This window comes from Priestia sp. FSL P4-0332 (assembly GCF_038005845.1).
In the GTDB taxonomy this organism is placed as follows: domain Bacteria; phylum Bacillota; class Bacilli; order Bacillales; family Bacillaceae_H; genus Priestia.
Map to the genome: position 1 here is coordinate 1,728,322 of NZ_JBBOUA010000001.1, position 24,510 is coordinate 1,752,831.

Genomic DNA, 24,510 nt, shown 5'->3' on the forward strand with positions numbered 1-24,510 from the left:
TATAAGAGATTGGAGGCAGTGCTATGGCAAAAAGGATAGATGTCTCAATAAAGCAGCATCAATTAAAACTATATGATGGAGCTAAATTAGTAAAGACATATCCTATTGCTGTAGGGAAAATGATCACTCCAACTCCAACTGGAAAATTTAAAATTATTAATAAAGATACTACCCCTCCAGCTGTATTTGGTCCCTTATGGATGGGACTGTCAAAACCTACATATGGAATACACGGGACTAATGATCCAGCTTCTATTGGCAGAGATATGTCACATGGATGTGTCAGAATGGACAATGAAGATATTCTAGAACTTTCCTCTGCAGTTCCTATTGGAACGCCGGTTTATATACATAAATAATAGTTTAAGAAGAGCACGACTGCTTACATTTAGCTAATTGTCGAGATCGAGGGTATCAAAGTTTAAGTATATGCTATACAATCATGGGCTTTTTGTACGAAAACAAAAAAGTACCCCGATTAACAGAGGTACTTTTAGCATTTTAACTTATTTTGATGCTGGAGACGTAGTAACTTCTGGAGACGTTACTTTGTCATAAAAATCTACGAATTTGTCACGATCCTCGCTATCACGGTAAGCCATAGCAACACGTGGATGTTCATTCAGTACACCAGAAATCATGTAAGGAATGATATAGCCCCATTCCCACTTTTGACGCATTTCAAGCATATGCTTTTCAATTACGCCAAGAATCGGTTTCATCTCATAGCTTGGTTTTGGTATGTAGCTAACAAGCAGCTCTGTGTTACAGTTACCAGCTGCACGGCCCATACCATAAACAGATGAATCAAGGAATGTAACGCCATTACGCATCGCAGTTAATGTATTAGCAAAAGCTAGCTGCATGTTGTTATGCGTATGGATACCAAGCTGTTTGCTAGGAATCATGGCTTGAAACTTTTTCACTTGATGCTCAATATCCGCAGGGTCTAGGCTTCCAAAGGAGTCAACGATATATACAACATCTACAGGGCTTTTCTTTACCATTTCAAATGCTTCAATAAGCTGATTTTCCGGTACGCTAGATAGTGCCATAATGTTAAGTGAAGTCTCATAGCCCAAATCGTGAAACATTTTTATAAGCTCTAAGCCTTTATCTACTTCGCGAATATAGCATGCCACTCGAATCATATCTAACATACTTTGTTCACGCGGCAGGATGTCGTTTGGATCTACACGCCCAATATCTACTAAGGCAGATAGCTTCGTAAACTTTTTCTCAGGGATAATTTCTTTGAGAAAGTTATCGTCAAGAAATCTCCATGGATTGGGCTCGGTTGCTTGAAGAAGCTTAGGTGAATTTTTATAACCGATCTCCATATATTCAACGCCGGCTGCGCTTAGGCCGTTATATAAGTCTTGCACAAATTCAACGCTAAAATCCCAATTATTAATTAAACCTCCGTCACGAATGGTACAGTCTATAATTTTGCCATTATGTTCCATGGTAGTTGTTTCCTCCTATGTATTCATTTATATGAGTATTATTTTAAACTTTATCGCTTTTATGCTTTTAAGCACTAAACTCTCCTATTGTGTTTATACCATGACTGATTCAGAGGCGTCAATGTATTTTCTAAATGTGTCTCTGTTTTACTGTATTCCATGGGCAGGAGATGCTTTGGCTTTTCATCCGCTTGATGCTCTTAAAACAACATCAAGTTCAGCAGTACAACCCCTAGTATATACAAATACAGCGCATCTTACAGCACTACTTACTGCAATAAAGATTGTTTTTTAAGTGAAACTGTTTATTAGAGAGGGAACTACCATTAGTATTTAGGTTATAGGTTTAGATTTCTCTATAATTAATCCATAAATTTGGGAAGAGATTTAAAACATGATAAATAAGAAACTTTTTTCACATTAACAGTTGTATAGGAAGTATTAGTTGTTACTTAATTATTCTAATTTACTTATCTTTACATCGTCCAAAATGTAAGGAATGATAAGAGTATAGAGGTAATAAACATCGCAATCAACGGCTTTAATGCTTTTGTTCGAAGAGCCTTCATACTTACATTTAACCCTAACCCGACCATAGCCATTGTTAAAAGAAAGGTGGTTAGAGTTGAAATATCATTCATAATCGTTTTAGGTATTATAAGGTGCTTACCGACGACATAACTCCCAAAAATACTCATGATTATAAAACCTATTAAAAACCAAGGGAATTCAATCTTCGTATCCTTTTCAATTTTTCCTGTTCGCTTCATCCAGTACATTAAGATAAAGCTTAATGGCACAAGTAAGAGCACTCTGCCTAACTTAGCCAACAGTCCAATAGCTAGGGCATCGCGTCCAGCCGGTGCTGCAGCTAGAGCTACATGGGCAATTTCATGGAGACCTACGCCTGACCAAATTCCATATTGAATATTTGTTAAATGTATATAAGGTCTTAAAATGGTATATCCAATCGCAAATAGGGTTCCCACTAAAGCAATAACACCAGCTCCGATAGCTGTATCTTCTTCTTTTGCTTTTACAATCGGAGAAACAGACGCAATAGCTGCGGCACCGCATATTCCTGTTCCTATCCCTAAAAGAAGGGATAAACCACTATCAGCCTTCATCCATTTGGCTAGAAAAACCGTTAAAACAATCGCAAATACAGCCGTTCCCACATCGCGAAGTAACAATCCTAACCCGTGATGAATAACAACATCAATATTAAGCTTTAGTCCATATAAAACAATCGCATAGCGTAACAGCTTTTTAGAAGAAAATTCAATTCCAGATCTTATTTTTTCAGGGTACCCCAAAATTTGACGATAAATGACTGCCATTATAATTGAACAGGCTAGTGGACCGATATGATTAAACCCTGGGACTTTCGCTAAGCTATAAGCAAGTAAAGCAAAAAGAAAAGTAAAAGCAACTCCTCCAGTCCATAAAGAAACAGTAGATGATTTTTTAGCATTTGTTCGTGAAAATAGATTCTGCTTTTGGGCTTTATCTATAGTTATCATACATTTCATCTCCAATATGAATTCTTATCAAGCGCAGCTTCACACAAGAAGTGTATATTTTAACTATAAAAGACGGTTTATTATTAGTAAAATATAGATAAATGATGATTATAATTAAAAATATTAATGAACAATACAAAAAAACAGCAAGTTGATTTTCAGTGACTCTAAAGATCAACTTGCTGCTTTTGTTGGTTTTTATCCCTTAATACACGTTTTGATATCTGGTTTAAAGGTTGTGTGTGTTGGTTCATGTTTTTTCTCCTTTACTTCATATCGGTTTTCTTACATTTTTTTAGAGTAATATTAAATTAGATTGCTAATTAGATAAAGAAAGGACAACTTTTGCTTACGAGCGGCCACTATTTCTTTGCCTAATTTAGTGTAACAGAATAGTCTCCTTAGAATTGTCAAAATTAAAATAAGATAAAAAGCAACCTCTGGTGATAGGGAGTTTGCTTTTTTATTTGTTCACATAATCCGAATGTTTCTAAAATAAAATAGACAATATATTGACTAAATTATCAAGGTGTAATACTCTTATTTTAGACATTATATTGTCTAAAATGGAGGCTGAATATGGATATTTATAAAGAGCTTTTCTTAATGCAGCAAACTTACGCTACTTTATTTTCTCTGGCAAATAAAATCCAAGTAAAAGGTGATAAATCTCTTGAACTTTTAACATCAAGACAGCATATGGCGATGGTGGCAATTGCTCATTTACCTGAAGATGAAACAACATTGAATAATATCGCTAGAAAATTAGGAACCACAAAACAAAGCGTCAAACAGTTAATTACCATTATGGAAAAGAAGGGTTATGTTGACGTAGTTCCTAGCAGTAAAGACAAGCGTGCAGTTAACGTAAAAATTACAAAAGCGGGAAAAGTGGCACTGCTTGTTGTCTCAGAAAAAGGAATTTTCTTTTTGGAAGAACTTTTTAAAAAGTTCTCAACTGAAGAGCTGGAAATAATGTGGAAGCTTTTGAAGAAACTCTATAGCTTTGATGGGGAAGAACATGATGGATTTGAAGAAGAAGGCAACATCAAAATGGATGATGATCACAATGAATTACAGGTGAGAGTAATAAGGGAGCTTGAAAGTCGAAGAGTTCAAGCAATTGATAATATGAGAAAGAATATATAAAAAAACTCGATAGGCTAATCTAACTTAAAGCATATCGATTAATCCTTTTAAAATTTTAAAAATAAAGGATAAGGGAGAGCAATCATTATGTTTGAAATCAGCGATGAAACATTACGGTTAATTAATAAAACCTGTAAAGGAAAAAAACACTTAAAATTAACCGTTGGCTACTTAAAGGACAATGATCCTGTTACAAAAACTTATAACGAAGGCGGTGAAATAGATTCATCAAAAAAATATCATTATGAAATTGGTTCTATTACGAAAACTTTCACTGTATCGCTGCTCTCAAAGTATGTATCTGAAAACAAGCTGTTAATAAATGACTCTATACAAAAATACATAAAAGAAATTAAAGAAGACACGTATTATCCCACATTGCTTCGCCTTGCTACTCACTCTTCTGGATATTCAGGAAGCTTACCTTTAAATAAACGGGAATATTTTAAAATAATTTTAGGTTTGATTTTTGGCGGAAGTGATTTGAACAAAAATAATCCGCTGCATATGGATTTTAACAAAATGAAGATGCTAATCGAAAGTAATAAATTGAAAGAAGTAGATTATTCATGGAAATATTCCAATTTCGGCATCTCACTTATTGGGTACGTGTTGGGAATGGTATCGGGCAGGGGATATTGGGATACCATGAATGACTTTTTTCATAATGAGCTCGGACTAAAGGATACTTGTTTAGGCAGCTCAAATAATAATCTACAGGGTTATGACCGCAAAAATAATAATTGTGGCAACTGGCAGTGGGACAAGGAAAATTTTATATCACCTGCCGGGGCGGTATCCTCAACCGCTGACGATTTACTTAAATACGCAAAAATAAATATGTATGAAGATAAACCATATCTTTCTTTTTGTCATAAAAAACACGGGAATGGAACAAAGAAGTTTGATATGGGTCTTGGATGGTTGCTTTTAAAGAAAAACAATAATGTAGTGTTGCACGGCGGTGGAACAGGATGCTTCAGCTCATTTTTAGGGATTGATAAAGAAAAGAAAGTTGCGTCCGTCGTTTTAGCTAATTATAGACTAGGTAGAAATAATGATGAACATATAGGAATGTCTTTATTAGAAAGCCTGCAAAAGTCAAAAGATATATAAGAATAGTCTACAAAAAAACGAAGAAAATTAGTCTATTACAGTTCACCTTACCCCTTTAATTTCAATTAATTGAGAGATTATCATCAATATACCCAACTTCAAGAAGCATAGATTACGCTTCTTTTTTTGATGAAACCGTGCTATTATCATTAAGGTTTATGAAGAACAGAAGATTTTTGTTTTTACGTGCATTCTTTTGGTATAGTGTTAGAAATAAGGAGTGGATAGGTTGGTTTTTACTGAATTCTTCCAGCAGTTTCCCGTAAAGGTTTTAACGGTAGCGCTGCTGATTATACTTATCGTTTATTTTATTCGCAAATTCATTAAGCTTTTCTTTGACAAAACGAGCTTCTTAGATGAAAAACGAGAAGAGACGCTGATGCATTTTTCTAATCAGGTGACAAGAGTAGTAGGCCTGGCTTTTTTCTTTATTTATGTGCTTAGCCATTTCTTTGACTTCGGAAAGATACTCACTAGTTCAGTAGTGTTGGCCAGTGCCTTGGCAATAATCCTCCAGCATATTATCCGTGATTATATAATGGGACTGACTTACTTGTTTGAACGCCAGATCCATCACGGAGATTATGTTATTCTCAACGGAAACCGCCAAGGGAAAATAGAAGAAATCACCATGCGCTACTTAAAGATTCGTCAGTATGACGGTTACCTCTATACAGTCTCATATAGCAACATTACGGAACTACAGAACGGAACCCGAGGAAGACGCCGGGTAAATGAAAGTCTTATTCTCAACTATAGGCAAAATCCGGACGATGCCTTCAAAGTAATGGAGCAAGTAGCACAAACATGTAACGAGAAATATGGTCAATATTTGTTGAAAGATGTGAATGGAATTCCTATAGAGAGCTTTCAATTCAATCAAATTACTGAACTGAACGTAGATTTTAAAGGTCACCAATATTCATTATCAGGACTTGTGAAGGAAGCAGATTTTGTAGAAGCGGGTCAAAAGGTGAGATATGAACTCGCAATGGCTGCCTACAAAAATGACCTAATGATGGCTGAAAGCTTCGAGACAAGTCATTAAAAATAAAACTCGTATCTTGTTTATATACAAGCTTTTATACTTAAGATAAAAACACCCTTTTAATTTTTTAAAAGGGTGTTTTTATTTTTAAAAATATCTATTAAGTACTTCTCCAGTACAAATTAATTATCTGAAACAGAAAAAATTAATTTGTACATCTAAATTATTCTTCTAGTGACATGGTAAAATTAAACAAAATACTAAAAAAGGTAAAGGGGGAGTAACTATGTCACAAAAAGCTGATTATACAAAAATTAACTCAAAAATGTGGGATGAGTGGGCTTCAGCTGGAGGAGAATGGTCATTAGCTATTAATCATCAAGACTTTGTAGATGCAACTCAAGGTGTTTTTGATATTTACTTAACACCTTGTAAGCCTGTTCCACATAACTGGTTTATTCCATTTAAAAAAGCAAAAATATTGGGACTTGCTAGCGGAGGAGGACAGCAATGCCCAGTCTTTGCAGCACAGCATGCAGAAGTTACAGTGTTTGACTACTCTGATAAACAATTAGAATTAGAAAAAATGGTGTCCGCTAGAGAAGGCTATTCTATTGATTTAGTTAAAGGCGATATGAGTAAGACATTTCCCTTTGAAGATGAGACGTTCGATATGATTTTTAATCCCGTATCAAACTGCTATATTCAAGATGTTGAACACGTTTGGCAAGAATGTTTTAGAGTTCTAAAAAAAGGTGGCGTTCTGCTATCTGGCTTTGCAAACCCTGCTCTTTATTTATTTGGAGAAGGTGAGAAAGCATTACAAGTGGTTAATAAATTACCTTATGATGGAACTAAAAACACGGTAGAAAATGATGAAGAACTTATAAAGAATGGCGGTGTACAGTTTAGTCATTCTTTAGAAACTCAAATTGGAGGACAGCTAAAAGCTGGATTCACCCTACAAGATCTTTATGAAGATCATCACCACAAGGGGAAAATCACTGAATATATGCCTTGTTATCTGGCAACTAAATCCATTAAATAATAGTTGGTTATCATGTTGAATGAGCTACCTCAACTTTTTCCAATACGGCGTCACAGTGGAGTGGTGGCTCAAAAATGAGATGCCATATTCACCGAGAGAAATAGCAGAAAAAGTAGGGAGCTTTTAGAAAGAAACTTATAAGCTTAGGTTTAGTTGAACAAAAGCTTTAAAAGAATAAAATTATCCATCTCCTATTCTTAATTATAGTATCTTTTTTGTTTTAATTTGGTAATAAAGGGTAAATGTTCTAAGAATCACCTAAAAATAGGAGGAGATCAAATGAGAAAAGCGAAACAAGCTGTTGTAGCTTCTGCCGTAGGTTTAGCTGTGTTAGCGACGCCATTAGCTCTACCGAATTTAGGAGGTTCTGCAGGCTCCGCAGAAGCTGCAGAAGTTGGAGGAGACGTAACAGTTGATCCCGTAGCCATAGGACAAGCGATTGCAGATGCGGCTAAAACAGCCGACAATCGAAGTGGTTTCGTCAAGGGAGCAATGGAAAAAGCATTCTTTGAGTCAGGTCAACAATACAATGTAATGGTTATGAATTTGAGCCAAGGGTATAATTCAGATCAATTACAAGGTGTTCAATATTTTGACACCGTAGATTATGATGGTATTACATATGGTGTCTGGGTATTTGAAGAAGGAACATTTATTAATGAAGGCGATGGAGGTTATGATAACTGGGCTTTCAGAGGATGGTTTGAACGAACAGGAGATGACGAGAAAACAGTCGATTTTCATAGACCTTAATTAAAAATAAAGATAAAGATAACAAGAGATTCCCATCAGGGAAGAGCGTATGAAGAGCCTTTACCGTCATGGTAAAGGCTCTTCTCATTTAATAAGTTTTCGTTTTAATTAAAGAAGAGCTGGAGTTAGTATAGTTTCATGGACACCACTTAATTAAGTCCTTACATTATAAAAAACAAGGCATCATTAAAAAGAAGTAAAATATAGTTAAGGAGTTTATTTAAAGCGTTAAGATTTTTTTAATTCTTCTTCCTGCTGACTTATATAAGCATTGCCCCACTTCTCTAAAGATTTTAGTATTGGAACAAAACTTTCTCCAAGATCTGTTAAATAATATAAAACCCTTTTAGGGTTATCGTTTGTTTCTTCCCTTTCAATCAATCCGTTTTTTTCCATATTCCTAAGCTGCAGTGTAAGGATGCGCTGGGTAATACCCGGTATTTCACGGCGCATTGCATTATAATACATGGGTGATTTTGATAACAAAGATAAAATAATACCTTTCCATTTACCACCCATAATATGCATCGTTAACTCAATTGGACAAGCATGTTTTACAGTTAACGTACAAGGACCGTATTGATCACTTTTAAAGTCTGACATTTTCTCACCTCAATGGCTAGTAACAAAATTGTGCCTTCTTGTTACGTCTATTTTTTCTTACTAAACTTATATTGTCAAATAAAACAAAAGAAGGTGCATCAATTGGAATTTGTCCAAATCTCTAGCCATATTTACAAACTTACTTACAAAACCATTGTGGGAATTCCAGTCAAAATCAATACATGGTACGTGCTAGATGGTGAGAATGTTCATATCATTGATACCGGAATGAAAGACTATGCACATACTCAGTTAAATATAGCAAAATCTTTAGGTATCCCCAAAAGTATCTTACTGACACATGGCCATTTAGATCACATTAATGGCGCCAAGTATTTAAGAGATAATTTAAATATTCCTATTTACGCACACGAAATTGAAACGCCTTTTATCAATGGCGAAAAGCCATATCCAAACAAGGCAGAAAAGGAAACAACAGGCGTGGAACATCAAGTTGAAAGTTTAAGTGACAACATCATTAAAAAGTTACCTTTAGATGTATATTTAACGCCCGGTCATACACCAGGACATGTGATATACCATCATAAAGATGACAATGTGCTGCTAACTGGAGACTTATTCTTTTCTAATGCTGAATCCTTACATCCACCGATTCGAAAGTTTACAGTTGATATGGGTGAAAATATTAATAGCGGGCGAATTATAGATGAAATTAAACCTTCTATTATTTCTTCATCACATGGCGAAGATGTCAAATATAACTGTGATTTATATCCTATTTATAAATTTATATATGAATAAGAGGGAGAAATATGAAAATACAATTATTTCAAACGGAGATTATAGAAGGAGAAGTTAAGCAAAACGAAAACCGCATTGAGTCCTTATTTGAAGAAAAGCTTCATATAGATACTGAGATTGTTGTGATACCTGAAATGTGGAATACAGGTTATGATTTAAAAAATGTAGCAGAAAAAGCAGATATTGATTTAAAGAGAGCTTTTCCCTTTATTCAACGTTTAGCAATCAACCATCAAGTGAATATCATTGCAGGTTCAGTTTCAAATAAAAGAAATGAAAATATTTATAATACAGCCTTTGCTGTATCAAAAACGGGTAAGCTGCTCTATCAAAAAGATAAGATACATCTCGTGCCGATGTTGGATGAACATCATTATTTAACAGGGGGAGATGAAGTCCCAGATGTCTTTGAGATTAACAATATAAAAGCCAGTCAAATTATATGCTACGATTTACGTTTTCCAGAAATCACACGCTACCCAACGTCTCAAGGTGCAAAAGTCATATTCTACGTTGCACAATGGACTACCAGAAATATAAACCATTGGAGAACACTATTGAGGGCAAGAGCTATAGAAAATTGTGTTTATGTCATTGCATGTAACAGTGTAGGAAATGTAAATAATAAAAATCATGTTGGCAACACATACGCGGGGCATTCAATGATCATTGATCCAAATGGAAACATTGTAGAAGAGGGGGGAGATCAAGAAGAGATTATAACTGCGGAAATCCATATACAGAAAGTTACAGAACAACAAAAATACATCCCAATATTTGAAAGCCTGAGACCGGATGTTTATAAGCATGCAGAATAGAAATTTGTATATCATATCCAGCTTAAAAACAGAAAAAAATGGGTTGCAAATGCCCAAGTTCTGAAAGCATTCTAATTGTATTTTGTTCCAAAATGTACTAACAGCAAATAAAAAGTAAATACGTGAAAAAAGAAAGCAATCTCATTCACAGGTATTAAAGTGAGGTTGCTTTCTGATCTATTAACAGATTAATCCGTTAATAGATCATCATCTCAATTTTGAGTGTTATCAGAATATCTTATGAAAGTTTACTAAAAAAAGAGGCAATTTCACCTGGAAATACTATATTTTTTAAAATTAACATATGTATAAAAGGTGCACTTCTTATACATTAGATTCTCATCCACCTACTGAGAAAACGTTGATCAGTCAACAATGTATAAAAAGCTGCATACTCCGGAAAAAGGGCCCTTGGCAGTCCCCGTCCTTCATCAAGGGTTCTTTTTTATGATGTTTTCTGAAAGAGTGATTATGTTAACAGATTATGTATGAATTATATATACGTCTTTATAAGGATTTTAATATATAATTAAGGTTAAAAAAGAATTATTTTAGGAAGAGGAAAATGTGTGAAACGTAATCGATTGTTGCTTTTATCGTTAATTAGTAGTTTGTTAGTTATTTTAGTGTCATTGTTCCAGTGGGATCTGATTGATATTATAACAGAATTTTTAATGTTACCTATTTGGTTATTTGTATATGCTTTCTTTATCATAATGACTATATGGACATTGATTCATCTTTTAAAAAATAGAAAGTGGCAGCCGTTTGTTATTCAGCTCATTACTATCTTATTATGGCTTTTCTTTCCATTCAATCAAATCAACTTAGATCTCAACTTTAGAAGCCATCAAGATAAGAGAGAAGAGGTTGCAACTAAAATAGAAAATGGTGTTATTAAACCTAATGTACCTAATAGTCCATCCCTTATTCAATTACCTAAAGAGTATACTCAATTGTCTAAAGGTGGGGGCGACATCTTAGTAGAAACAAAAGGAAAGGCTAAATCAATTCTTTTCTTTACATACCGTGGGATGATAGACAATTTTTCGGGATTTGTATATAACCCAAACGATAATAAACCTTCAAAAAGCGATTTTAACGGGGATTTTAAACAAATAAAAAAAGTACATAAAAACTGGTATTATGTATCTTCTTATTAAAAAAACCTACTGTTTTGATAGCAGGTCCTTCTTGTTACTTATTTCTTTTTTAACCTTTTAACAACTTTAAAAGCTAGGAATCCTATTAAACCAATAATTATTAAGAATAATAGCAATCCTGTTGGACTAAATGTACTCATAATACCATCCTTATGATTTCTATAATTTACAATGTTATCAGATTTAAATGGTTTGCACATTTCTCCTCCAGGATTTTTCACCCCTATAGCAGAAGCCCAATTTCATTCCCAATTTCATTCTTTCTTCTTTTTTTAGTGACCAGGACTCTTATACTAGTTCAACCTTAGTTTTTATTTTTGGTTTGTAAATATTCTTTTTGAAACATACACATTCTTATAGCGTTATGATAGCTTCCATCAACAAAAAATTCATCTTTTAACTCGCCTTCAATAGAAAAACCAACCTTCTTATAGATATGAATTGCTTTTTCATTTTCCTTGTCTACAATTAAGTAAAGTTTATGCATATTCAATACCGAAAAGGCATAATTCATTGCTAGGTTTGTGGCAACCATGGCGTAACCATGACCTTGATACGTAGGGTCAATGATAATTTGAAACTCTGCTCTACGATGAATATAATCAATTTCGACTAATTCCACTAATCCAAGCATATCCCCGTCCTTTTCAAGTATGAAACGACGCTCACCTTGATCGTGAATATGTTTATCATATAAGTCCTGTAGCTCTACAAAAGCTTCATAAGGCTCTTCAAACCAATAAGACATAATGTTTGCATCATTATTGAGTTCATGGACAAATTTTAAATCTTCTCTTTCCAAAGGACGTAACTTAAGTTCCTTATTCATTTCTCAAACCTCCACATTCTAGCATTACTTTAGCACTTTCCGTTTTAAATGTAAAAATTGTTGTAGTTTTAAAAAATAATAAGACATAGTGCGATTATTTACATCCTTATTAAAAGAACCATAGTATAATTTAAAAATCTTGCAAGTGAAATTCATTAACTTTAAGGAGGATCTTATGAAAAAAGCAGTTGGTATTCTTCTTATTTTACTATGCTGTATAAACCAAAGGGTTGAGGCAGCTAATCAACCTTCAGCAGCTCCTATAATACATCATGAAATTTATGTTTCTCCTACAGGGGATGACAAAAACCTAGGTACTAAAAGCAAACCTTTTAGAACATTAAGAAAGGCAAGTGAAGTAGCTCAGCCCGGAACTACCGTTTACATCAGAGGCGGTATCTACTATGAACAATTAATTATTAGCCGTTCAGGTACTAAACAAGAGCCTATTATCTTCAGGAACTATAAAAGTGAAAAGCCCCTTATTAGTGGAGAAAAAATAAAAAGCCGTTCTACAGATGGAGGGCTAGTTAGCATAAAAAATAAGAGCTACATAACAATTCAAGGTTTGAATATAGGTCATTTTTCTACTTCTAAGGAACAAAATACACCATGTGGTATTTTAGTAGAAGGAAGTGGAAAGAACCTTCGAATTATTAATAATCATATTTTCGATATTAAGACTGCACATAAAAATGGAAACGCTCATGGAATAGCTTTTTATGGATCCAAAGCGCCGCGTTCATTAGAAAACATTAAAATATCGCGAAACCTACTTGAAAACCTGACCTTAGGTTTTAGTGAAGCGCTGACTCTAAATGGGAATGTTAAAGATTTTATCGTCAATGCCAATACAATTCGAAACGTTGATAATATTGGGATTGACGTAATTGGCTTTGAAAAAGTAGCTCCTATTGAGAAATATGACCGAGCCCGTGAAGGACTCATTAGTGAAAACCATATTTACAACGTCAGCAGTTATTCAAACCCTGCTTACAAATATGAATACTCCGCTGGTGGAATCTACGTAGACGGAGGAAAAGATGTTATTATCGAGCGTAACGTTTCAAGTCATAACGATCTAGGAATAGAAATCGCAAGTGAACACTATGGTAAACAAACTAGCAATGTTCAAGTTATACGGAATATGATTTATAAGAATCGTTTTACAGGAATTTCAATTGGAGGCTATGATAAAAAACGTGGAGGGACGATAAATACTCTTATTGAACATAATATTTTATATGGAAATGATACGATGAACATGGATGGTGGCCAATTACTGATGCAATATCATGCAACTCATAACACTATCAACAATAATGTTATGGTTTCAGTAAAATCTAATTTGCTTCTGGCCAATCTTCATTACTCAAATAAATATAATCAACTTAATCATAATGTGTACCTAAATAAAAGTAGAGATAAAGCGAATCGATGGATATGGAAGGGGGCAGAAATAGAAAGTTCTACTATCATATCACCTAGGCTTTTTTAATAAGAATTTCTTTTTAGAAGATATTCTTTATTTAGTTACTCGCTGGGATTCTATTTGAGGCCGAAAAATTATTCACTTCACTATCTGCTGATTATACTTTTTATTTCATTGAAACAAAGAGAAAGGTGCGTTCGTTGTAAATATACCAATGGATTGCAAGAAGATTCATGCTGTTTCTCTATATGAGTAGTGTTTATTTAGGTACAAATCAATAGTCTTGACATAAAAACCCCCCAATCATTAGAGTTTTTTTATCTAATAATGGGGGGGCAGTTCAAGCCGTGGGAAAGGTGTTTTATGCTTTTATTGGTTTTCTTTTTCGCTATCGTTATCGTTATTAACATTATCACTATATTTGAAATCAATAATTCTTTTTCTAATTTCTTCTCTAATTTCAGGGTTTTCTTTTAAGAAAATCTTAGCGTTTTCTCGTCCCTGTCCTAAACGCTCCTCATTATATGAAAACCAAGATCCAGACTTTTGAACAATGTCTACTTCAGAGCCGATATCTAAGATTTCTCCTTCTTTTGAGATACCTTCTCCATACATAATATCTACTTCAGCAATGCGGAAAGGAGGTGCCATTTTATTTTTAACTACTTTAATTCTTGTTTTATTACCAACTATGTCATTTCCGAGTTTAAGTTGTTCAGCGCGGCGAACCTCCAGACGAACGGAAGAATAGAATTTTAGTGCTCTTCCACCTGGCGTTGTTTCCGGATTTCCAAACATAACGCCTACTTTCTCCCTGATTTGGTTGATGAAGATGGCAATGGTTTTAGACTTATTGATTGCTCCAGATAGTTTACGAAGAGCTTGAGACATCAAACGAGCTTGTAAACCTACGTGAGAATCTCCCATTTCTCCTTCAATTTCTTTTTGTGGAACTAATGCTGCTACTGAGTCAACAACAATAATATCTACAGCACCACTTCTAACTAATGCTTCAGCAATTTCAAGTGCCTGTTCACCAGTATCTGGTTGAGATAACAGTAACTCATCAATATCTACACCTAGTTTTCTTGCATAAACCGGATCAAGTGCGTGTTCAGCATCAATAAAGGCAGCTCGACCTCCATTTTTTTGTACTTCTGCAATTGCGTGTAAGGAAACGGTTGTTTTACCTGAACTTTCGGGCCCGTAAACTTCCATAATTCTTCCCTTGGGATAACCATTAATTCCAAGAGCTATATCTAAAGCTAATGAGCCTGAGCTAGATGCCTCAACTTTTGTATGTGTGCCTTCTCCCATTTTAATAATTGATCCTGTACCGAATTGTTTTTCAATTTGTTTTAGAGCCATATCTAGTGCTGCTTTTTTATCATTCATAATTTGAAACCTCCGATTGTTATTACGTTTACAATAAACGCCAAGGTATTTCGATAAATAATAAGAGTTGGCTCAAATGTTTTTGCTCCGTGCGAGAAAATTTTGTGTTTAACTGTCTTAGTTTGTTCTGGTGTTCCTTCATTCATCTCTAAACCCTTAGCATCGAACAAATGTTCCTGTTGTGTAATCATACAATAAACGCATCTAATTGTAAAGGCGAAAGTTTTTCTACAAACTAGCTAAAAGAATATCTTATATTTATAAAAAGTAAGTTTATACTTTTACTTTTATATAAGTTAAATTAAATAAGTAACAATAAGTGACGCTTTTTATAGAAGTAGAATCGATTACAATCTGCATTTTTAAATTTGTATGTATATGAATCTACAAATCTGGTTAGACTAATAACATATTCCTCATATTCCCAGTTACTATAAAACAGATTTCAGGAAGAAATAAAGCAGTCTACACAAATAGACTGCTTCTTGATTAATTATTTACCTGTTTCAGCAAAACGCTGAATACGTTCAGCGATTTCATCACGTACACGCTGGAAAAACGCCCATTTTTCTTCTTCTGTTCCTTCAGCTTTTGCTGGGTCATCAAATCCCCAGTGTTCACGCTTCACATGGGGAGGCGTTACTGGGCAGTGATCTGCTGCATGGCCACATAATGTAACGACCAAATCTGCATTATTTAAAATTTCAGGATCAATGACATCAGATGTTTGATTTGAAATATCAACACCAGCTTCTTTCATTGCTTTTACAGCATTGGGATTTAATCCATGAGCTTCTAATCCTGCACTGCGTACATCCCATTCATCGTTATTTAGATATTTTTTTGCCCATCCTTCAGCCATTTGGCTACGGCAAGAGTTACCTGTACATAAGAAATAAAGTGTTTTTTTAGACATGTGTAAAATCTCCTTTATAATGTGTTAAGAAATAATTGATAACCAAATATATAAACCAACAAGCGTAATAAACAATGTTGGGATGGTTAAGATGATACCTGTTTTAAAATAGGTTCCCCAAGAAATCTTAACTCCTTTTGTCGAAAGAACGTGGAGCCATAAGAGAGTGGCTAGAGAGCCAATAGGTGTAATTTTTGGTCCTAAGTCCGAACCAATGACATTTGCATAAATCAAGGCTTCTTTAATTGTACCTGTTGCAGAAGTTGCATCAATGGCCAAAGCATCAATCATCACGGTTGGCATGTTGTTCATAATCGATGAAAGAATGGCTGCAATGAATCCCATGCCAATAGTTGCTGCAAACAATCCATGGTCAGCCGCTGTTTGAATAAGGCTTGCTAATACTTCAGTTAGCCCTACATTACGTAATCCGTAGACAACCACATACATACCAATGGAAAAGAAAACAATTGCCCACGGAGCTCCTGCTAACACTTTTTTAGTGTGAACAGTGGGACTCTTTCTCGCTATTCCTAAGAATAAAATTGCAATAATTCCTGCAATAATTGAAACGGGAACATCGAAAAACTCACCAATAAAGTAACCAAGAACTAAAATGAATAAAACGATTCCTGATAAACGGAACATTTTTTCATCTTTAATAGCCTCAACCGGTTTCTGTAAGTCATCTAAGTTGTATTTCTTAGGAATGCTTTTACGAAAGTACAAATATAAGACAACAATACTTGCCAAAAGTGAGAACAGATCTGGCACAATCATACGTGATGCAAATTCAGAAAAGCGAATACCAAAGAAATCAGCTGATACAATGTTGACCAAGTTACTTACTACAAGAGGTAACGATGTTGTATCTGCAATGAATCCACTGGCGATAATAAAAGGAAAGACCATTTTATCTTCAAATTTTAGTGCTCGTACCATGGCAAGTACAATAGGTGTTAGAATTAAGGCTGCTCCATCATTTGCGAATAATGCGGCTACTACAGCTCCAAGTAGGGATACATACACAAACATGCGAACGCCATTTCCTCCTGCAGCTCGTGCCATATGTAAAGCTGCCCACTCAAAAAATCCAATTTCATCTAAAATTAAGGAAATAATAATAACTGCAATAAACGTTAATGTTGCATTCCATACAATTTGAGTTACATTTAGCACGTCATGGAAATCAACCACACCCGCTAAAAGAGCTAATACTGCGCCTCCGCATGCTGACCAGCCAATAGACAAGTTCTTCGGCTGCCAAATGACAAAAATCAATGTCACTAAGAAAATGAGGGAGGCTACTATAACTGATACCACTTTACAAACCTCCTACTATTAGCAACAACTAATACGTAATCCTTGCTTTTCTAGTTCTTTTAATCGTTCATCTTCGCTTGGCAAAGAATCGAGTATATCAAGGACAAACTGATAATAGCTGTTTTCTTTATTTAAGGAATAGAAGATCCAATGTCCTTTTCGTCTTTCACTTACAAGTTCGATATCTCTTAATTTACGTAAGTGTTGGCTAATAGCCGGTTGACTTGCTTTATAAATTTCAACTAGCTCACAAACACAGCACTCGTTATTTTGGAGCAGCTTCATCATTGACAATCTTGTCTTATCTCCAAGCAGCTTCAGTATCTGTGCTGCTTTTTCCACTTCTACCTGCGCTTTTACATCCATTATGACTCGCCTCCTTATTTTCAAATATAATTATATAAGTATTTTATTATATATTCAACGAAAATATACATTTTAAATATTAATCAAAAAAAGTTGATGAATACCTTGATTTATCTAAATTTTCCAGATATGATGAATACATCAAAAAAAATTGATTTATAAAAGTGAGGGTGAAAGCAGTGAGAGTCAACAACTCTGGAAACTTATCAGTTACGTACTTTCGAGCCTATTTTCATTTAGTTATGAACACTCAAGGGATGAACCATAAGAAAGCACAAAACCTAATCTTTCAGCGTTTTTTTCATCAAGATCCTATGCTAAGAGGGGAAACTACATATAGTAACTTTAAAAAAGCTGCCGAAAGCTTTGAACTTTAAATCAAAAAAAATTGATGAAGGGGAATGACAATGGAAAAAGTTAATGAAGAAAAGCACCCATTTAAACAGTACGAACAAAAATTTAAAGCTCTTGCTGATCAAAAGAGATTAGAAATTATGTATGAGCTCTGTCAGCGAGGACAGACATGCGTATGTGATCTAACTGAATGCTTTGGAATGTCTCAATCTAAACTTTCCTATCATTTAAAGATTTTATTAGAAGCAAACCTCATCACAAAAGAAACGAAAGGGACATGGAGCTATTATGATTTAAATGATAAAGAGGTAAATCACCTGTTATCTGAGGAGCTTTGCTGCTTGTTTAGAAAAGATACAAGTAAAAGCGGCTCATGCTCGTAATTTACTACATTCAAAATAATATTGTTTATCATGCGAAGGAGGAAGTGTAAATGAAATATGTTCATGTAGGAATTAATGTAACAAATCTAGAGGCGTCCATTGAATTTTATCAAAAGGTATTTGGCGTTCAACCTGTAAAAACGAAAGTAGATTATGCTAAATTCTTATTAGATGAGCCAAGATTAAATTTCACTTTAAATGTACAGGACGAAGTAAAGGGTAATCAAGTGAATCATTTCGGCTTCCAAGTAGAAACTCCCCAAGAAATCCATTCCCATAAATCACGATTAGAAAAAGAAGGCTTCTTTGCCCGTCAAGAAATGGATACAACATGCTGCTATGCTGTACAAGATAAGTTTTGGGTAACAGATCCTGACGGGAATGAATGGGAATTCTTTTATACGAAATCTGATAGTGAGGTTCATAAGGGTGAGGATAGCGTTGGGCCAAATGAAAAGCTACCTGTAGATAATGCTTGTTGTTGATTCTCCATTTAAAAATACAGATCTTATTAGAGAGGATTACAAATTTGATTCTTGAACAAATTGTCCAAGATGCTCCAACACGTCAACCTATATGATAGATAATTCTTGTAGTAGAAAAACTCTCTACGGAAATAGAGAGTTTTTTTACTTTTGAAGTGAATATCATCTACAACTTTAGTTAACATAAAACCGATTTTAGATAACCAAAAGGAATATAAAATTAATAAGTCTTTATCTATTTGCTAAATAAAGACTCGTATGTCGTAACAACCTATTGCAAATCAATCAACTTTTTTATTAATTAAAAGGTGTAAGATTACATGTGATGCAAATAAAACCCTCACCACAAATATAGATGTGACAAGGGTTTTATTTTTTAGCCAATTAAATTTTTTTAATGATATATTAGACCACACTGTGGCATATAAAACATCATTAGCTTTCATAATCACTTTTAAGAAGTAATTCTTTGGGAATTTCTGTACCACGTGAGCCTCGAATATCTGTTTCCTTCATTTCTGTTGGGTAGAACACGATGAAGTTTTCAAGATTCATCGAAGCTAGCTTTTTAGGTAATGTTTCTAATTCCGGGTGCCATGCCACAGTACCTTTTCTAGCACTTAATAAAATCACAAGATCAGTTGACTTAATATCATTCAAACCATTTTTGTAAACGGAATTCCAGCAATCAATGGATTGGAACTCGACTTCGACATTAGGGTGTACCTGTTCCGAAGCTTTTCTATAAGCTTCTAAGTCATCACGAATGACAAGACCTTGAATTGTCGCATTGAGTTGGGATACAATACCTTTAATAATTGCAATTGAATCTTCAAATCCTGGCTTGTGTACGATATTATTTGGCAGAATAAGAATCACTCGTTCCATCGTATTCAACGGATGCTTAATTGTTGTAATAAGTGAGCGTTGATAGGTATGTTCAAGGAAATTATCAATAACTCTACCAAAGACCTTTTGGCTTTCTTTCACTGAACCATCCCATCCTACGATAATTGTTGTGATTCGTTCTTCTGTAGCAGCACGTTCAATACCCCATCCAATATTATGATCTACGCGTGTCAATAACCTAACGGGAACATCTGCTCCTGATGCATACGTGAGAGCGTGTCCAAGCATTCTTTCAGCTTGTGCTACTTCATGATCCGCTTGCTTTAAATCCTTTTGAATAACTGTTAGGGGATAAATCGGTTCTTCTGTCTTTTTCGCCTTCTTAAGAACAAATCCTAAATCAAGTAAAGATTCTATTGTGTCTGAATTCGTAATGGTTATTAATATACGTTCTGGAAGTGTATCATCCAGTGATTCTTTATCTTGTGCAACAACTAGTTTTCTTCCATATTTTTCACACAAGTAAGGGCCAAGAATACACGTAACTAATATAACAATAATTACAGCATTGATGATCTGTTGGTCAAATAATCCAAATTCATATCCAACAAGTGTGATGGCTAGTGTTGCTGCTGCATGAGTAGTGGAAAGACCAAATATAACGTTACGTTCAGTCTTGGAATAACCATATACTTTACTGGTAACCCAACTGGCAAGTAGTTTGCTTCCAATTGCTACAATGGTAATTAATGCGATGGTTAACAATGTTTTGGGACTGGATATAAGAACGCCAAGATCCATCAACATACCTACAGATAACAAGAAAAATGGAATAAATAAGGCATTTGCCGTAAAACGAATTCGATTCATTAACGGACCATGGTCATAAATGTACCGATTTAAAGCCAGACCAGCCAAGAATGCGCCGATAATTGGTTCTAATCCAACAAATAAAGAGATTGCTCCTGCAACAAATAAAATGGCTAGAACAAAATTAAATTCTGTTGTTCCTTCATTATTAGAACGTTTAAAGAACCACTTTGTCAGGTAAGGAGTTAAGAATAGAACAACTACCGCAAAAAGAGCCGTTGCAACAATCAAGTATACAAAAAATCCAACTGTTAAATGGCCTTCAGACGCCCCTGTTATGACGGCAAGAAAAAGTAATGCCAAGCTATCGGTTAATAATGTACCGCCAACTGCTGTGGTGACAGCTTGGTTTTTCGCCACGCCTAGCCGGCTAATGGCAGGATATCCTAAAAGGGTATGGGTAGAGAAAATACTACCAAATAGAATGGCTGAAAGCATGCTGAGATGAAGCCATAACCCTATGAGTACTCCAAGAACTAATGGAATTAAAAACGAGAGCATTCCAAACAAAATGCTGCGATTTCGGTATTTTTTGAAACCATCAAGATCCAACTCAAGCCCTGCTATGAACATGATAAACAGCAATCCAACTGTTCCAAGCAATTGAATAGTCGAATCTCGTTCTAATATTTCTAGCCCATTTGGTCCAACGATAATACCTGCAATAATGGGACCAATAATAGCAGGTATTCTTAATTTCCCCATGAGTATAGGGAACAATAAAAAAATTAATACAGCAAAACCAAATATAAGAACTGGTTCCTTAAGAGGGAAGTGCATAGATATTTCGACCTCACTTTCTACTTCCTCACTTTATCATGAGCTTTTTCAGAAACACCAATAGTAATATATATAATTTAAAAGTTCTAGTCTTAAAACTTATTTTATAAACATTTCTTTTTCTCCTTAACTTCTCCTAGAAGTATAATTTTATTTATAAAATTCAATGTCTTGAGCAAACTATTTGGGACGCTGGGAAGTGTCTATTTGGAAATTTTCATTCTGTTTTCGAGTTGACGACATGCATTCATTGCAAAAAAAGCCACTGATATAGGACAGTTGCTTTTTTCTTCTTAAAATGTAAATACTATATATTTTTAGTTAACATAAAACGGATTATCGGAAATAATTTTGTAGTAAAAGAAGCTTATTTCATAAGATCAATCCCAAAAGTTGAACATAACTTCTCCAACAGTATTTGGTTTCCAATAAAAGATTTGTTCTAACTCACTGCTGTTCAGGTTATTCTTATTTTCTAAGCTTACTTTTCCTTTGCTGTTTCTTATATCTAAAGGTTCATTAAGTTCTTCTTTACTTAGAACTTTATAGAATGGCATAAAACCCTTTGATAACACAGGATCATCAATAAAATTAATATGTTGAAATTCAACAGTAGAAGCAAGAGCGAGAAAAGGATAATATGCATTGAGTAACACATATATCTCTCGATTAAAAACATTTACTTTTACCTTTGAAAAATTACTTGTTAAATTTGCCTCATCAATCTTTAATATCTTCCCTTGATTTCTTCTGATCAAATCGAAGCAGATACTTTTAAAATGGTTCTCATCTATTTCATTCGGTTTATTATCTATTGAACTATAAAAACCCGTTACTCCATTAGGAAGATTCATTAAATAAATAACTCCTTTCAAAATGCTTAGATACGTTTATTTTAAACATATAAGGCGTTCAATTCTAGTTACCATAATGTGATTTCTAGGCACTCTTAACAAAAAATAAAGCTCACCTAACAAAATTGTAAGCCCGTCTTACATTATTGTTAGGTGAGCTTTATTAAATCTCGTATTATAATTATTTGTAGAAAATATTTACAATTAACTAAAGGGATGAAATATATTGAAGGTGAAAAAAGACAATCAACCTATTATTATGTTTGATGGTATATGTAACGTATGTAATCATTGGGTTCAATTTGTTATAAAAAGGGATCCTAAAGGCATATTTAAATTTTTGTCTCTTCAATCAGATTTAGCATGCTCATTGATAACAGATCACAATCTGAATAATAAGCAATTGGATTCCATTATCTTAATTGATAAAGATCAAATATATACTGAATCTACAGCAATCTTACATATCATAAATAAGCTTACCGGACCTATAAGGTTCTTCGTTCTCTTTTGGGTAATACCTGAAAAAATTAGAGATAAAGTGTACCGTTTTATTGCAAAGAACCGATATCGATTCTTTGGGAAAAAAGAAAGTTGTCTCGTTCCTAGTAAAGAAATACAAAATAGGTTTATTAAAACGGAAACAGAAAGTGGGAAAACCGATGAATAGAAGTACATTTCTAAAAAAGCTTAGAATGACGATTATTACTACTTTTAGATGGTCTTTAGCATTAACTTTCTTGATTTACGGCATTGCCAAAATCTATCCAGGTCAGTTTTCTACTGGCGACTTTATATATGACTCGACAAAGGACTCAGCAATGCAATTAGCATGGCATTTCTTTGGATATTCGGATACATATAATCTTTTTATTGCTTTTGGAGAAATAACAGCAGCCTTACTATTAGTAATTCCAAAGACAGCAACTTTGGGAAACATTATTTACTTACCTATCACAGTAAATATTACTATTCTTGACTTTTGTTTTGAGATACCAGCTCGTTCTGTTACGACCCTGTTAACTTGTATGAGTATAGCCTTGCTTTTCTTTGAATATAAAAAATTAAAGAGAGTGTTTTTTGACTCGCCAGTAGCAGCTGAAACGTCTCTCCCAACAAACCTTATAAAAAAGAAGGTGAACGTACAATGATTGTACTACCTATTATGTTTGTCAGTTTGGGGATTTCTGCTTTTTACTATTTTATCATTAAAAAAGAAGCTTGAGATGAATACAATATACAACTCCAGTTAAGGATAATGTAAGATAAATCAATTATTAATTTGCAGAAGATTATCTATACTTCTTTTATATGGATATAAATTCAAGGAGGAAACATAAATCATGGATTTATTTGAAATGAATGTTGATTTGTTTAGAACGATTAATGATCTTGGTAAGGAGTATACCTATTTAAATAATTTTTTATATTTATGGCTGAATATATGGTTTTTGTCCTTACCTTTATCGCTTTAATTTTCTGGTTTACTAGGAGAGAGGAGAACAGGATGATGATCATTTCAGCTACTATTTCTTTTATTTTAGCTGAGATGATGGGGAAAATTGCTGGAACGTTGCATTCAAACAACCAACCATTTGCTGAATTATCTAATGTAAATAAATTAATTGAGAAAGCAGTAGACAACTCTTTCCCAAGTGACCACACTATTTTGTTCTTTGCATTCTGTATGACTTTCTTTATGTATCAAAAGAGATGGAGGTACATATGGATTATGCTTGCCCTTGTTGTTGGGATCTCTCGTATCTGGGTAGGTGTGCACTACCCTGCTGATGTTATAGTTGGAGCAATAATTAGTATCTTTTTGACTTTTATTGCCTCTTTTATTGTCTCTCGTCTTAATATTATAAGAAAATTATTATGGCTTTATGAAAAAGGGGAACAGCAGATTTTACCTACGAGAGACAAATCTAGAGAATTATAATCTAATACCATGTAGTAATCAAATATATTTAAGATTGAAAATCCTTATACCTCCATGCATAAGTTCTTATTTTGTCTTCAATAAGTGTGAAGTTTAAAACCATAAATATATCGTAAATAATTTATTATTTACATATCTAATATTGTACTACTGGACAAATATAATATAATTCATAGTAAGAAGGAGAACCCTTTTCAGGTTCCCTTTTTCTGAACCTTAATTATGACAAATTTAATCTTTTACCCTTTTAATCTCTCCGTGTGTTGGCGCAACTAAAAAAGGATCTCCATGACTTCTAAATCGTTTATAATGCTTCGAACAATAACCTAAACTCTTGTGTTTA

General features: G+C 34.1%; 25 protein-coding genes and 1 pseudogene. 15 read left to right on the forward strand and 11 right to left on the reverse strand.

Annotated elements, in window-relative coordinates; genetic code table 11:
* Positions 1 to 23: 23 nt before the first annotated feature.
* Entirely contained in the window at positions 24 to 359 is a 336-nt protein-coding gene (locus tag MKY06_RS08745) for a L,D-transpeptidase (RefSeq protein WP_013056432.1), read from the forward strand.
* Between the two features lie 147 nt (positions 360 to 506).
* Here the strand turns inward: MKY06_RS08745 and MKY06_RS08750 are convergent, their stop codons facing one another.
* Positions 507 to 1,466, reverse strand: a complete 960-nt coding sequence (locus MKY06_RS08750) for an aldolase catalytic domain-containing protein (RefSeq protein WP_029324409.1) — start codon at positions 1,464 to 1,466, stop codon at positions 507 to 509.
* Positions 1,467 to 1,942: 476 nt separating this feature from the next.
* Positions 1,943 to 2,989 (reverse strand): YeiH family protein, encoded by a 1,047-nt coding sequence (locus MKY06_RS08755; protein ID WP_098322041.1) that lies wholly within the window; start codon positions 2,987 to 2,989, stop codon positions 1,943 to 1,945.
* Between the two features lie 579 nt (positions 2,990 to 3,568).
* Between MKY06_RS08755 and MKY06_RS08760 the strand changes: the two genes are divergently transcribed.
* The 5 genes from MKY06_RS08760 to MKY06_RS08780 all read left to right on the forward strand — a co-directional run bounded on the left by MKY06_RS08760 (position 3,569) and on the right by MKY06_RS08780 (position 8,043).
* On the forward strand, positions 3,569 to 4,138 hold the full coding sequence (locus tag MKY06_RS08760; RefSeq protein WP_098278195.1) for a MarR family winged helix-turn-helix transcriptional regulator: 570 nt from the start codon (positions 3,569 to 3,571) through the stop codon (positions 4,136 to 4,138).
* An 87-nt stretch (positions 4,139 to 4,225) separates the two neighbouring features.
* Positions 4,226 to 5,254, forward strand: coding sequence for a serine hydrolase domain-containing protein (locus MKY06_RS08765; RefSeq protein ID WP_098322042.1), 1,029 nt, complete (start codon positions 4,226 to 4,228; stop codon positions 5,252 to 5,254).
* Between the two features lie 220 nt (positions 5,255 to 5,474).
* The gene (locus MKY06_RS08770; protein WP_223272344.1) at positions 5,475 to 6,302 is read left to right on the forward strand and encodes a mechanosensitive ion channel family protein; all 828 of its coding nucleotides are present in this window, start codon (positions 5,475 to 5,477) and stop codon (positions 6,300 to 6,302) included.
* Positions 6,303 to 6,528: 226 nt separating this feature from the next.
* The gene (locus MKY06_RS08775; protein ID WP_098278193.1) at positions 6,529 to 7,290 is read left to right on the forward strand and encodes a class I SAM-dependent methyltransferase; all 762 of its coding nucleotides are present in this window, start codon (positions 6,529 to 6,531) and stop codon (positions 7,288 to 7,290) included.
* A gap of 279 nt (positions 7,291 to 7,569) precedes the next feature.
* A complete protein-coding gene (locus tag MKY06_RS08780; RefSeq protein ID WP_098197171.1) occupies positions 7,570 to 8,043 on the forward strand; it encodes a stress protein in 474 nt (157 codons plus the stop codon).
* Positions 8,044 to 8,271: 228 nt separating this feature from the next.
* Here the strand turns inward: MKY06_RS08780 and MKY06_RS08785 are convergent, their stop codons facing one another.
* The gene (locus MKY06_RS08785) at positions 8,272 to 8,646 is read right to left on the reverse strand and encodes a winged helix-turn-helix transcriptional regulator (RefSeq protein ID WP_013056440.1); all 375 of its coding nucleotides are present in this window, start codon (positions 8,644 to 8,646) and stop codon (positions 8,272 to 8,274) included.
* A 102-nt stretch (positions 8,647 to 8,748) separates the two neighbouring features.
* Here MKY06_RS08785 and MKY06_RS08790 point away from each other — a divergent pair, with 102 nt between their 5' ends.
* The 3 genes from MKY06_RS08790 to MKY06_RS08800 all read left to right on the forward strand — a co-directional run bounded on the left by MKY06_RS08790 (position 8,749) and on the right by MKY06_RS08800 (position 11,389).
* On the forward strand, positions 8,749 to 9,408 hold the full coding sequence (locus tag MKY06_RS08790; RefSeq protein WP_029324417.1) for an MBL fold metallo-hydrolase: 660 nt from the start codon (positions 8,749 to 8,751) through the stop codon (positions 9,406 to 9,408).
* A gap of 11 nt (positions 9,409 to 9,419) precedes the next feature.
* Positions 9,420 to 10,226, forward strand: coding sequence for a carbon-nitrogen family hydrolase (locus MKY06_RS08795; RefSeq protein WP_098278192.1), 807 nt, complete (start codon positions 9,420 to 9,422; stop codon positions 10,224 to 10,226).
* A gap of 569 nt (positions 10,227 to 10,795) precedes the next feature.
* Positions 10,796 to 11,389: a hypothetical protein gene (locus tag MKY06_RS08800; RefSeq protein WP_098278191.1), complete on the forward strand. Its 594-nt coding sequence runs from the start codon at positions 10,796 to 10,798 to the stop codon at positions 11,387 to 11,389.
* A gap of 304 nt (positions 11,390 to 11,693) precedes the next feature.
* On the opposite strand, the gene speG is transcribed toward MKY06_RS08800, so the two are convergent.
* Positions 11,694 to 12,218 carry a spermidine N1-acetyltransferase gene (speG, locus tag MKY06_RS08805; protein WP_013056444.1) on the reverse strand — a complete coding sequence of 175 codons (525 nt, stop codon included), beginning with the start codon at positions 12,216 to 12,218 and terminating at the stop codon, positions 11,694 to 11,696.
* A gap of 175 nt (positions 12,219 to 12,393) precedes the next feature.
* Between speG and MKY06_RS08810 the strand changes: the two genes are divergently transcribed.
* The gene (locus tag MKY06_RS08810; RefSeq protein ID WP_098287196.1) at positions 12,394 to 13,716 is read left to right on the forward strand and encodes a DUF1565 domain-containing protein; all 1,323 of its coding nucleotides are present in this window, start codon (positions 12,394 to 12,396) and stop codon (positions 13,714 to 13,716) included.
* A gap of 303 nt (positions 13,717 to 14,019) precedes the next feature.
* On the opposite strand, the gene recA is transcribed toward MKY06_RS08810, so the two are convergent.
* The 5 genes from recA to MKY06_RS08835 form a co-directional block, all read right to left on the reverse strand.
* Complete coding sequence (recA, locus tag MKY06_RS08815) at positions 14,020 to 15,045, reverse strand: recombinase RecA (RefSeq protein WP_013056446.1); 1,026 nt, start codon at positions 15,043 to 15,045, stop codon at positions 14,020 to 14,022.
* On the reverse strand, positions 15,042 to 15,236 hold the full coding sequence (locus MKY06_RS08820; RefSeq protein ID WP_064471540.1) for a hypothetical protein: 195 nt from the start codon (positions 15,234 to 15,236) through the stop codon (positions 15,042 to 15,044). The genes recA and MKY06_RS08820 overlap by 4 nt, the downstream gene beginning before the upstream one ends.
* Positions 15,237 to 15,538: 302 nt before the next feature.
* The gene (gene arsC / locus MKY06_RS08825; protein WP_013056447.1) at positions 15,539 to 15,961 is read right to left on the reverse strand and encodes an arsenate reductase (thioredoxin); all 423 of its coding nucleotides are present in this window, start codon (positions 15,959 to 15,961) and stop codon (positions 15,539 to 15,541) included.
* A gap of 24 nt (positions 15,962 to 15,985) precedes the next feature.
* A complete protein-coding gene (locus MKY06_RS08830; protein WP_098322043.1) occupies positions 15,986 to 17,284 on the reverse strand; it encodes an arsenic transporter in 1,299 nt (432 codons plus the stop codon).
* A gap of 18 nt (positions 17,285 to 17,302) precedes the next feature.
* Positions 17,303 to 17,650 carry an ArsR/SmtB family transcription factor gene (locus MKY06_RS08835; protein ID WP_098278188.1) on the reverse strand — a complete coding sequence of 116 codons (348 nt, stop codon included), beginning with the start codon at positions 17,648 to 17,650 and terminating at the stop codon, positions 17,303 to 17,305.
* Between the two features lie 407 nt (positions 17,651 to 18,057).
* On the opposite strand from MKY06_RS08835, the gene MKY06_RS08840 reads away from it, so the two are divergent.
* A complete protein-coding gene (locus MKY06_RS08840) occupies positions 18,058 to 18,387 on the forward strand; it encodes an ArsR/SmtB family transcription factor (RefSeq protein ID WP_029324433.1) in 330 nt (109 codons plus the stop codon).
* Between the two features lie 50 nt (positions 18,388 to 18,437).
* Entirely contained in the window at positions 18,438 to 18,872 is a 435-nt protein-coding gene (locus MKY06_RS08845; protein ID WP_063671221.1) for an ArsI/CadI family heavy metal resistance metalloenzyme, read from the forward strand.
* A gap of 435 nt (positions 18,873 to 19,307) precedes the next feature.
* Here MKY06_RS08845 and MKY06_RS08850 read toward each other — a convergent pair whose 3' ends face one another.
* On the reverse strand, positions 19,308 to 21,371 hold the full coding sequence (locus MKY06_RS08850) for a cation:proton antiporter (protein ID WP_098278187.1): 2,064 nt from the start codon (positions 21,369 to 21,371) through the stop codon (positions 19,308 to 19,310).
* A gap of 380 nt (positions 21,372 to 21,751) precedes the next feature.
* Positions 21,752 to 22,225, reverse strand: a complete 474-nt coding sequence (locus tag MKY06_RS08855) for a hypothetical protein (RefSeq protein WP_013056453.1) — start codon at positions 22,223 to 22,225, stop codon at positions 21,752 to 21,754.
* Positions 22,226 to 22,457: 232 nt separating this feature from the next.
* Between MKY06_RS08855 and MKY06_RS08860 the strand changes: the two genes are divergently transcribed.
* From MKY06_RS08860 to MKY06_RS08870, 3 genes and pseudogenes are all read left to right on the forward strand, one after another.
* Positions 22,458 to 22,895, forward strand: a complete 438-nt coding sequence (locus MKY06_RS08860; RefSeq protein ID WP_223268950.1) for a thiol-disulfide oxidoreductase DCC family protein — start codon at positions 22,458 to 22,460, stop codon at positions 22,893 to 22,895.
* A complete protein-coding gene (locus tag MKY06_RS08865; protein WP_053488101.1) occupies positions 22,888 to 23,376 on the forward strand; it encodes a hypothetical protein in 489 nt (162 codons plus the stop codon). The genes MKY06_RS08860 and MKY06_RS08865 overlap by 8 nt, the downstream gene beginning before the upstream one ends.
* Before the next feature lie 192 nt (positions 23,377 to 23,568).
* Positions 23,569 to 24,167 (forward strand): annotated as a pseudogene (locus MKY06_RS08870) (undecaprenyl-diphosphatase).
* The last annotated feature ends 343 nt before the right edge of the window (positions 24,168 to 24,510 follow it).